The organism is Curtobacterium sp. MCBA15_007 (assembly GCF_001864905.1).
Taxonomy (GTDB): Bacteria; Actinomycetota; Actinomycetes; order Actinomycetales; family Microbacteriaceae; genus Curtobacterium; species Curtobacterium poinsettiae.
Map to the genome: position 1 here is coordinate 1 of NZ_MJGM01000087.1, position 10,629 is coordinate 10,629.

The 10,629-nt window shown below is 72.0% G+C and carries 6 protein-coding genes and 1 riboswitch; of the genes, 3 read left to right on the forward strand and 3 right to left on the reverse strand.

Translation table 11 applies throughout. The features are described 5' to 3' along the window. Nucleotides 1-281: 281 nt before the first annotated feature. The 3 genes from treZ to glgX are packed head-to-tail and all read right to left on the reverse strand — an operon-like array spanning nt 282 to nt 6,759. Nucleotides 282-2,036, reverse strand: a complete 1,755-nt coding sequence (treZ, locus tag BIU95_RS16275) for a malto-oligosyltrehalose trehalohydrolase (RefSeq protein WP_017886066.1) — start codon at nt 2,034-2,036, stop codon at nt 282-284. Further along, the gene (gene treY / locus BIU95_RS16280; RefSeq protein WP_017886065.1) at nt 2,033-4,531 is read right to left on the reverse strand and encodes a malto-oligosyltrehalose synthase; all 2,499 of its coding nucleotides are present in this window, start codon (nt 4,529-4,531) and stop codon (nt 2,033-2,035) included. The genes treZ and treY overlap by 4 nt, the downstream gene beginning before the upstream one ends. After that, entirely contained in the window at nt 4,528-6,759 is a 2,232-nt protein-coding gene (glgX, locus tag BIU95_RS16285; RefSeq protein ID WP_017886064.1) for a glycogen debranching protein GlgX, read from the reverse strand. Before glgX ends, treY begins: the two co-directional genes overlap by 4 nt. A 128-nt stretch (nt 6,760-6,887) precedes the next feature. Here glgX and BIU95_RS16290 point away from each other — a divergent pair, with 128 nt between their 5' ends. The 3 genes from BIU95_RS16290 to BIU95_RS18990 all read left to right on the forward strand — a co-directional run bounded on the left by BIU95_RS16290 (nt 6,888) and on the right by BIU95_RS18990 (nt 10,578). After that, nucleotides 6,888-7,208: a hypothetical protein gene (locus BIU95_RS16290; RefSeq protein ID WP_027464636.1), complete on the forward strand. Its 321-nt coding sequence runs from the start codon at nt 6,888-6,890 to the stop codon at nt 7,206-7,208. Nucleotides 7,209-7,290: 82 nt separating this feature from the next. Further along, nucleotides 7,291-7,402, forward strand: a riboswitch (TPP riboswitch). Further along, nucleotides 7,397-8,035 carry an ECF transporter S component gene (locus tag BIU95_RS19130; protein ID WP_017886062.1) on the forward strand — a complete coding sequence of 213 codons (639 nt, stop codon included), beginning with the start codon at nt 7,397-7,399 and terminating at the stop codon, nt 8,033-8,035. Its footprint overlaps the riboswitch before it by 6 nt. A gap of 17 nt (nt 8,036-8,052) precedes the next feature. Next, entirely contained in the window at nt 8,053-10,578 is a 2,526-nt protein-coding gene (locus BIU95_RS18990) for an ATP-binding cassette domain-containing protein (protein WP_254783401.1), read from the forward strand. Nucleotides 10,579-10,629: the final 51 nt, after the last annotated feature.

Genomic DNA, 10,629 nt, shown 5'->3' on the forward strand with positions numbered 1-10,629 from the left:
AACATCGTCCGCGAGAGCCTGGCGCTCGTGACGAAGTGGGGCATCGACCGTCGCATCCGTGAGACCCGCTCCCTGGTCAAGGACCACCGCAAGCTGCCCTCCGTGCGGAAGAACGCGCACGCGGTGGCCGACCACGCGGCCTGAGGCCACGAACACACGAACACACCAACGCACGAACGGCGACGAAACCAGGGGGTTCGTCGCCGTTCGTGTGTGCGGGACTGCGGCTCGCGCAGCACGCGGACGCGCGGCTCGCGCAGCACGCGGACGCGTCCGGGCGGCTAGCGCAGCACGACCACGCCTCGGCCGCGGAACCGGACGACGCCGGCATCGACCTCGGTCGCCCCGAAGCCGTAGAGCTCCTCGCCCTCGGCCTCAGGGACGGGGACCTCGGCAGCGTCATCGGCGAAGTTCACGACGACGTGCACCGGCGTGACGTCGGGGCCGAGCAGTCCGCGTGTGAGCACGAGCCAGCGATGGTCCTCGCTGAAGCGGACGGCGTTCGCCTCGTACCGGTGGTCGACGAACGCCTGGTCGGTGCGACGCAGGGCGATCAGCACCCGGTACGCGCGCAGGATCGCCGCACCGCGCTCCGAGCTCACGTCGGCCCAGTCGAGCTTCGAGTTCGTGAACGTCGTCGGGTCCTGCGGGTCCGGCACGGCGGACTCGTCCCAGCCGTGCTCGGCGAACTCGGCGATGCGCCCCTCGGCGGTGGCCGTGCCGAGCTCGGGCTCCGGGTGCGAGGTGAAGAACTGCCACGGTGTCGAGGCCGCGAACTCCTCGCCCATGAACAGCATCGGTGTGAACGGCCCGAGGAGCGTCAGGGCTGCGGCGATCACGAGCCCCTCGTCGTCGAGGGTCGCTGCCAGCCGGTCGCCGGCGGCCCGGTTGCCGATCTGGTCGTGGTTCTGGTTCGCGACGACCAGGGCCGTCGCGGGGGAGGTCCCGCGGTCGATCGGTCGGCCGTGCCGCTTGCCGCGGAACGACGACCAGGTGCCGTCGTGGAAGAAGCCGTCCTGGAGGACCTTCGCCAGCGCCGAGAGCGGAGCGAAGTCGGCGTAGTAGCCGTTCGTCTCACCGGTGAGCGCCACGTGCACGGCGTGGTGGAAGTCGTCGGACCACTGTCCGGCGAGGCCGTACCCGGCGGCCTCGCGCGGCCGGAACATCACCGGGTCGTTGAGGTCGGACTCCGCGATGAGCGACAGCGGACGCCCGATGAACGACGAGTAGGCGTCGGTCTCGTCGGCCATCGACGCCAGCACGTGCGGGCGGGTGGTGTCGCGGATCGCGTGCACGGCGTCGAGCCGGAGCCCGTCGACGTGGTGGTCGCGGAACCACATGCGCACGTTGTCGAGGACGTACCGACGGACCTCGGGGTGCTCGACGTTCACCGAGTCGCCCCAGGTGTTGCCGAGCCCGGCGAGCAGGTAGGGGCCGTACAGCGGCAGGTAGTTCCCGCTCGGGCCGAGGTGGTTGTAGACGACGTCCTGGATGACACCGAGCCCCAGCGCGTGCGCCGTGTCGACGAACCGGTCGTAGGCGTCCGGGCCGCCGTACGGCGCGTGCACCGAGAACCAGCCGACCCCGTCGTAGCCCCAGTTCCACTCGCCGTTCACCGCGTTGACGGGGAGCAGTTCGACGAACTCGACCCCGAGCTCGACCAGGTGGTCCAGCTTCTGGGCGGCGGCGTCGAGGGTGCCCTCGGGCGTGTAGGTGCCGATGTGCATCTCGTAGATCACGGCGCCGCGGGCCGGGCGTCCGGTCCACGACTCGTCGGTCCACGCGAACCGAGCGGGGTCGACGACCTCGGACGGGCCGTGCACGCCCTCGGGCTGGTACCGGCTCCGGGGGTCCGGTCGGACCGCGTCGTCGTCGCCGATGCGGAACCCGTACCGGGCACCGACCACCGGCATCACGGAGTCGGTGGACCACCAGTCGTCGGTGCCCCTGGTGAGCGGGTACTCGACGTCGTCGACGACGAGCCGGACCCGTTCCGGCTCGGGCGCCCAGACGGCGTAACGGTCGGGTGCGGTCATGCGTGACCCTCCAAGATGTCGATCTCGGCCTGCGCGTCGGACTCGGTGGCGTCCGTCGTGCCGGCGGCGGGCCGGGAGGCACCGCTCGCGTCGGACACGGCGGTCACCGCGTCGGCGTGGCCGGCTGCACCGACCGCGTCGGCGGGCACGAGCAGCGCGACCGGGTAGGTGGTGAGCAGGTCGGCCAGCGCGATCCCGCGGTCAGCGGGGACGTGTCGGCCGGTGAGCAGGTCGATGCGCTCGACCGGGACGGCGTGCACCAGGGTGTCGCCCCAGCCGCCGACCCGGCCGAGGCCGATCGGCAGCCGCGTCGCGATCGTCACGGCACCGCCGCGGTCGAACGCGATGACGTGGTCGGCCGCGCTTCCGGTGGCCTCGAGCTCCAGGTACCGGGTGAACAGCTCCGGGTGGTCCCGTCGGATGCGCAGTGCGCGGGTCGTGACCAGGAGCTTCGCGGCTCCGTCGATGCCGATGGCCCGCAGGTCCTCGGGGCCGTCGTCGTCGGGGCCGTCGAGCTCCGCGAGCACGTGACGCCGCTCGGCGTAGTCGACCGGGCGTCGGTTGTCGGGGTCGACCAGCGAGCGGTCCCAGAACTCGGTGCCCTGGTAGACGTCGGGGACGCCGGGGGCGGTGAGCTGGACGAGCTTCTGGGCGAGACCGTTCGACCACCCGGCAGCGTCGATCTGCCCGTCGAGGGCGTCGAGCACCACGACCACGTCCGGGTTGTCGAACGCGGCGTCGACGATCGCGTGCATCTGCTGCTCGAACGCCTCGTCGGGCTCGGTCCACGTGGTGCTGTCCCCGGCTTCGCGGGAGGCCTTCTCGGCGTAGGCGTGCAGACGTTCGCGGCTGGCGGGCCGCGCGCCGACGATCGCCTGCCAGAGCAGGTCGGCGAACACGCGGTCCCGCAGCGGCACGAGCGACTGCAGCCGCTCGAGCGTGGCGGCCCACTCGTCGCCGAGCTCGGCCAGCACGGCGATGCGGGCGCGGGTGTCCTCGCTGCGCTTCGTGTCGTGCGTGGTGAGCGTCGTCATGGTGTGCGGCCAGCTGCCCAGCCGTTCGCGCTGTGCCTGGTGGAAGTCCGCCACCGAGACCGCGAAGACGCTCGGGTCGCCGCCGACCTCGCTCAGGGACGACAGGCGCGAGGTGCGGTAGAACGCGGTGTCCTCGACGCCCTTCGCCATCACCATGCCGCTGGTCTGCTGCAGTCGGAGGGCCGCGGCGTTCGTCGGGTCGACGAGTGCCGGTGCGATCCGGTCGATGACGTCGTCGAGGTCCGGGCGGGCCGCGGCGGCGCGCTCGAGCGCGGTGATCAGGTGGTGGGCGCCCTCGGGCAGGTACGTGCGGTACACGTCGAACGAGGCAACGACCTCGGCGACCGCGTCGACGATCCGCTCGTGCGTGATCGTCGCCGTGACGGCACTCGGTGCGAGCAGACGAGCGAGCCGCTCGACCTCGCTGCCGAGGATGCCGTCCGCGATGCCCCGTCGGGTGTCGTGCGTGAGCTGCTGCCAGTCGGTCGGTTCGGCGCCCGACGCCGCGGTCAGGGACTGTTCGCCCGCCGGGTCGACGAACACGCGGTCGAGCACCCCGAGGGCGTCGTACCCGGTGGTGCCGTCGACCGGCCACGAGCTCGGCAGCTGCTCGCCGGGCTCGAGGATCTTCTCGACGAGGGTGTAGGCCCCGCCGGTCAGCTCCGCCAGATCCTGCAGGTAGCCCGCCGGGTCGTACAGCCCGTCCGGGTGGTCGATGCGCAGGCCGTCGACGAGCCCGTCGCGGAACCAGCCGCCGATGACCGCGTGCGAGGCCGCGAAGACCTCGGGCTCCTCCACGCGGATCGCCGCGAGGGTGTTCACCGCGAAGAACCGGCGGTAGTTCAGGTCGTGGTCGGCACGCTTCCAGTGCACGAACGCGTAGTGCTGGCGCTCGTGCACGGTCTCGACGGTGTCGCCGTCGTGCACCGTGCCCGGCGCCGTCGGGTAGGCGGTCTCACCGACGCGGAGCACCGGACGCTCGGCGTCGGACGTGTCCAGCGTGATCGCGTCGAGCAGCCGGTCGTCCAGCACGGGGACCCGGAGCTTGCCGTCGCCGGCTTCCCAGTCCACGTCGAACGCCCAGGCCACGGGCGAGCCCTGGCCGAGTTCGAGCAGGGACCACCACCACGGGTTCGACTCGGGGGTCGCGACACCGACGTGGTTCGGCACCACGTCGACGATGACCCCGAGGCCGACGGCGTGCGCGGCCTCGGCCAGCGCCCGCATCGCCTGGTCGCCACCGCGGTCGGTGTCGACGCGGGTGTGGTCGACCACGTCGTAGCCGTGGTTCGACCCGGACTCGGCCTGCAGCACGGGCGACAGGTACAGCCAGTCGGCGCCGAGGTCGTGCACGTAGCCGACCAGGTCGCGCGCGGCGTCGAGGTCGAAGTCGGCGGAGACCTGCAGGCGGTACGTCGACGCGGGCACGCGGTTCGCGGCGCCGGGCGTTCCGGCGGTCATCGGGCGGTTCCGCTCGGTGCGGTGGACCCGGCCGGGTTGACCGGGGTGACGGCGTCCTGCGGTGCTGCCGGTTCGGTGGCACCGTCCTGTTCGGCGTCGACCGGGGTGCTCGTGACCTCGTGGTCGGGCTCGGCGCGGAGCACGATCATCGACCGTGCGGGGACGTCGAGCGGGGTGCCCGCGTCGAGCACCTCGTCACGGGCGCCGGGGTCCGCGGTGTCGATCCGGACGGTCCAGCCGGGGGAGTACTCCTCGGGCGGCAGCGTGAAGGTCACGACGTCGTCGTGGGCGTTGAAGTACGTGATGAAGCCGACGTCGGTGACGCGCTCACCGCGGGCATCGCGGCCGCGGATGCCCTCGCCGTTCAGGTACATGCCGACGCTCTTGCCGAAGCCGGAGTCCCAGTCCTCGGGGTCCATCGCGTCGCCCGAGGGGGTCAGCCACACCACGTCGGGCAGCGGCTCGCCCTCGCCACGACGGACCGGACGGCCGTTGAAGTACCGGGTCCGGCGGAACGTCGGGTGGTCGTGCCGCAGCTTCACCACGTCGGCGGTGAACTGGATGAGGTCTTCGTCCGCGCTGTCCCAGTCGATCCAGCTGAGCTCGGAGTCCTGCGCGTAGACGTTGTTGTTGCCCGACTGCGACCGACCGAGTTCGTCGCCGTGCGCGAGCATCGGCACACCCTGGCTCAGGAGCAGGGTCGCCAGGAAGTTCCGGCGGCGCTGCAGCCGCAGGGCGTTCACGGCCTCGTCGTCGGTCGGGCCCTCGGCGCCGGAGTTCCACGACCGGTTGTGGCTCTCGCCGTCGTTGTTGTCCTCGCCGTTGGCCTCGTTGTGCTTCTCGTTGTAGGCCACCAGGTCGTACAGCGTGAAGCCGTCGTGTGCGGTGATGAAGTTGATGCTCGCCTTGGGCGTGCGACCGTCGTGCTCGTACAGGTCGGCCGAGCCCGAGATCCGGGACGCGAACTCGCCGAGCGTCGACGACTCACCGCGCCAGAAGTCACGGACGGTGTCGCGGTACTTGCCGTTCCACTCGGACCACTGGGGCGGGAAGTTGCCGACCTGGTAGCCACCGGGGCCGACGTCCCACGGCTCGGCGATGAGCTTGACCTGCGACACGATCGGGTCCTGCTGGACCAGTTCGAAGAAGGCCGACAGGCGGTCGACCTCGTAGAACTCGCGCGCCAGCGCCGACGCCAGGTCGAAGCGGAACCCGTCGACGTGCATCTCGGTCACCCAGTAGCGGAGCGAGTCGAGGATGAGCTGCAGCGAGTGCGGGTGCCCGACGTTGAGCGAGTTCCCCGTGCCCGTGTAGTCCATGTAGAACTTCTTGTCGTCGTCGACCAGGCGGTAGTAGGCCGCGTTGTCGATGCCGCGGAACGACAGCGTCGGGCCGAGGTGGTTGCCCTCGGCGGTGTGGTTGTAGACGACGTCGAGGACGACCTCGATGCCGGCGCGGTGCAGCTCGCGCACCATCGTCTTGAACTCCTGGACCTGCTGGCCCTGGTCGCCCGACGACGAGTACGCCGAGTGCGGCGCGAAGAAACCGATGGTGTTGTAGCCCCAGTAGTTCGACAGCCCCTTGTCCTGCAGGGTGGAGTCGTTCACGAACTGGTGCACCGGCATGAGCTCGAGCGTGGTGATGCCGAGACGCTGCAGGTGCTCGATGACCGCAGGGTGGGCGACGCCGGCGTAGGTGCCGCGCTGCTCTTCCGGTACGTCCGGGTGCGTCTCGGTGAGGCCCTTGACGTGTGCTTCGTAGATGACGGTCTCGCCGTACGGCGTGCGTGGCGGACGGTCCCCCTGCCAGTCGAAGAAGGGGTTGATCACGACGCCCTTCATCATGTGCGACGCGGAGTCCTCGTCGTTGGTCGAGTCCGGGTCGCCGAACGTGTACGAGAAGAGCGACTGGTCCCAGTCGATCTCACCGCTGGTCGCCTTGGCGTACGGGTCGAGCAGGAGCTTCGACGGGTTGCAGCGCGCGCCGGAGTCCGGGTCGTACGGGCCCTGCACGCGGAAGCCGTACTCCTGCCCGGGACCGATGTTGGGGAGGTACGCGTGCCAGACGTAGGCGTCCACCTCGAGCAGGCGGACGCATTCTTCGTTGCCGTCGGAATCGAACAGACAGAGTTCGACGCGCTCGGCGACCTCGGAGAACAGCGCGAAGTTCGTGCCGCTCCCGTCGTAGGTCGCCCCGAGCGGGTACGGGTTTCCGGGCCAGGTGTGCAAACGGTCCTCCAGGTGTGGGTGCGGCCAACATATCGGCGGCACTCGTCCGCGTCCGCAGACAAGCCCCAGCTGTGGATGCGTGAGGCGCCCCGCGGCCTGTTGAGGAACGGACGAGTAGCGTCGCGCGCATGGCCAACATCGTCTCGAAGATCGCAGACCAGGTCCGCCCGCTCGGGGTCTCCACGAACTACGGAGAACCCGTCGAGGTCGGCGACCAGACCCTCATCCCCGTGTCCGTCAGCTGGTTCGGCTTCGGTGGCGGCGGGGACGACGAGAACGGTGGCGGCGGTGGCGGCGGCCTGTCGGCCCCCGTCGGCGCCTACGTCCGTCGCCCGGGCAAGGACCTGGTGTTCGAGCCGAACCCGATCTCACTGATCGTCGTGGGCATCCCCTTCGTGTGGGTGGCCGGGCGTGTCCTGCGCAAGCTGGTGCGCGCGCTCAAGAAGTGACCACCTGACGCAACTGGAGGCCCGTGGCGACGCCGCCACGGGCCTCCAGTCCTTCACGCGGTCGCGACCGCGTCTAGACTGCTGGCACACACACGGGAGTCCGGGACCGCCGGGCTGAGAGGGAGCGATCGGCGCTCCGACCGTCGAACCTGATCCGGATCATGCCGGCGCAGGGAGGAGTCAGCAGCATGCCTTCAGGCACGTCAACAACCGTCACCACCGCTCCGCGGCGATCGCTGCGCTGGCGGGTCGTCGACATCGTCGTCGCGAGTGTGCTCGCGGTGGCACTCGGAGTCGTCTTCCGGGTCTGGGAGTTCGGCTACGAACCCATCAGCGCCGTCATGGACCTCGTGCTCCCCGGCACGAAGGCCCTGTTCGGCGGGGTCTGGCTGCTCGCCGGCCCGATCGTCGCGATCGTCGTCCGGAAGCCCGGCGCCGCGCTCTACGGCGAGATGGTGGCCGCGTCGGTCGAGGCGTTGTTCGGCACGCAGTGGGGATGGCTCACCCTCGAGGCCGGGCTGGTCCAGGGCCTCGGCGCCGAGATCGTCCTCGCGCTGTTCCTGTACCGCGTCTACCGCCTGCCGGTCGTCGTCCTCGCCGGTGCCGCTGCCGGGCTCGCGCTCGGCGTCAACGACACCGTCCTCTGGTACCCGGGACTCGACGTCGCCTTCAAGGTCGTCTACGTGATCTGTGCCGTCATCTCCGGTGCCGTGATCGCGGGAGCGGGCTCCTGGCTGATCGTGCGGGCACTCGCCCGCACGGGGGTGCTGTCGTCCTTCGCCGCCGGCCGCGAGCACAGCCGTCGCGAACCCCGCGCCCTGGTGTGACCGTGCCCGCTCCGTCGGTGACGCCCACCTCTGCCGGTGGCGATGCCGGTGTCGGCGTCCGCGGGGCGCGCATCGTGTTCCGTGGCTGGGGCTGGCGGTACGCGGAACGGGACGCCTGGGCCGTCCGCGGAGTCGACCTGGTCGTCGAGCCGGGGGAGCGCGTGGCCGTCGTCGGACCGTCCGGGGCCGGCAAGTCGACGCTCCTGCGAGCCGTCGCCGGCGTGCTGCCCGACGAACCCGACGCCACCGACGCCACCGCGGCGTCGGTGCAGGGGACACTCCTGGTCGACGAGTCCGACCCCCGCGCGGTCCGCGGGCGTGTCGGCCTCGTCATGCAGGACCCCGAGGCGCACACCGTGATGTCCCGCGTCGGCGACGACGTGGCCTTCGGCTGCGAGAACGCCGGCGTCCCCCGCGACGAGACCTGGGACCGGGTGCGGTCCGCGCTCGACGTCGTCGGCCTCGACCTGCCGCTCGACCGCTCCACCGCGCAGTTGTCCGGCGGGCAGCGGCAGCGGTTGGCGCTCGCCGGCGTGCTCGCGATGCGGCCCGGTGCGCTCGTGCTCGACGAGCCCTGCGCCAACCTCGACCCCGAGGGTGTGGCGCAGGTGCACGACGCCGTCCGGGCACTGCTCGACGACACCGGGGCGACGCTGCTCGTGGTGGAGCACCGGATCGGCACCTGGCTCGACCTGGTCGACCGGCTCGTGCTGCTCGAACCGGCGGGCGGCGTCGTCGCGGACGGTCCGCCGGCGCAGGTGCTGGCGACCCACGGCGAGGCGCTCACCGCGGCCGGGGTCTGGGTGCCCGGTGCCGAGCCGGAGCGCGGTTCTGCGCGAGGGCAGCGTGCGGCGGGACGAGCGGGCGAAATACCCGGGTCGCCCGGCGGGGTGACTGCGGCATTCCGCCCGCTCGGCGAAGGGGCGCTCGGCGCGGGCGAGGGGGAGCACGGCGCGGGGACCACGGTGCTGCTCGAGACGCGGGGGCTCGGCACGGCACGGGGGAAGCGGCCGGTCGGGAACGGCATCGACCTCGGGCTCCGAGCCGGGCAGGTCCTCGCGGTCACCGGACCGAACGGCGTCGGCAAATCGACGCTCGGTCTGACCCTCGCGGGCTTGCTCCCGCCGGCAGCCGGTGAGCTCCACGCCACGGACCTCCTGGCCGACGGCATCGGCACGACGCCCCACACCTGGACGAGCCGCGAACTCGCGGCCCGGATCGGCACGGTGTTCCAGGACCCGGAGCACCAGTTCGTCGCCCGTTCCGTGCGCGAAGAGGTCGAAGCCGGCCCCCGCGTGCTCGGTGCGCCCGACGCAGCGGAACGGGCTTCCGCGCTGCTCGACGAGTTCGGGCTCGCACACCTGGCCGACGCCAACCCGTTCACCCTGTCCGGCGGCGAGCAGCGACGACTCGCGATCGCCTCGGCCATCGCGGCCCGTCCGCCGGTCGTCGTGCTCGACGAACCGACCTCCGGGCAGGACCGTGCCACGTGGCAGGCCGTCGTGGGGCGCCTCGGAGCACTCGCCGATGCCGGCACCGCGGTGGTGGCGGTCACCCACGACCGCGACCTCGTCCGGGCACTCGACGCCGACGAGGTCGTCCTCGGGCCGGACGGCGCGCGATCCGTCGGGCGCGACCAGGGGCCGTCGGACGCGGCCATCCCGGAGACGGGACCGACAGCCGGGAACCGCCCCGGGCCTCCAGACCGGACCGCCGGGACGCACCGGACCGCCGACACGGACCGGACCGCCGCGACCGACGCGTCGGACCCCACGCGACGACCGCTGGCCGCGCGCGCGACCGGCATCTCCGGCGTCCAGCCCGTCGCCTCCCTGATCGGCGTGCTCGCACTCGGTGTCTGCCTGGTGCTGAGCCTCGACGTCGTCTCGGCTGCCGTCGCCCTGGCGCTCGAACTCGCGCTCCTGCCGCTCCTGCGCCTGCCGGTCCGGACACTGCTCTTCCGACTCGCACCGGTGCTGGTCGCGGTGCCGCTGACGGCGGTGAGCATCGCGCTGTACGGCAGACCCTCGGGTCGGGAGTGGTTCGACCTCGGGTTCGCGCACGTCACCGACGGATCGCTGACGCTCGCGCTGGCGACCGCGCTCCGGGTCCTCGCGGTGGGGGTGCCAGCCATCGCGCTCTTCGTGCGGGTCGACCCGACCGACCTGGCGGACGGGCTCGCGCAGGTGCTGCGGCTGCCCGCGCGTTTCGTGCTCGGGGCCCTCGCCGCCGTCCGGATGATGACGCTGCTCGTCGACGACTGGCGACAGCTCGCGATGGCCCGGCGTGCCCGGGGACTGGCGGACTCCGGGAGGCTGCGCCGCGGAGCGACCATGGCGTTCGCGCTGCTCGTGCTCGCGCTGCGCCGGGCGACGACGTTGGCGGTGGCGATGGAGTCACGCGGGTTCGGCGCTCCCGGACGGCGGACCTGGGCGCGGGTCGCGCGGTTCGCCGGGCCGGAGTGGGCGACGGTGGCGGTGCTGGTCGGCATCGGCGCGGTGTCGATCGCCATCGCGGTGAGCACGGGGACCTGGCGTGCCTGACGCGGAACGTGCCACGGGCACGACGGGCAGAGCCGGCACGACGGGCGGGGC

What these genes read in the sequence shown, in the direction of transcription:
- treZ (WP_017886066.1), bottom strand. Translation starts at nt 2,036, where the DNA reads ATGACCGCACCCGACCGTTACGCCGTCTGGGCGCCCGAGCCGGAACGG.
- treY (WP_017886065.1), bottom strand. Translation starts at nt 4,531, where the DNA reads ATGACCGCCGGAACGCCCGGCGCCGCGAACCGCGTGCCCGCGTCGACG.
- BIU95_RS16290 (WP_027464636.1), top strand. Translation starts at nt 6,888, where the DNA reads ATGGCCAACATCGTCTCGAAGATCGCAGACCAGGTCCGCCCGCTCGGG.
- BIU95_RS19130 (WP_017886062.1), top strand. Translation starts at nt 7,397, where the DNA reads ATGCCTTCAGGCACGTCAACAACCGTCACCACCGCTCCGCGGCGATCG.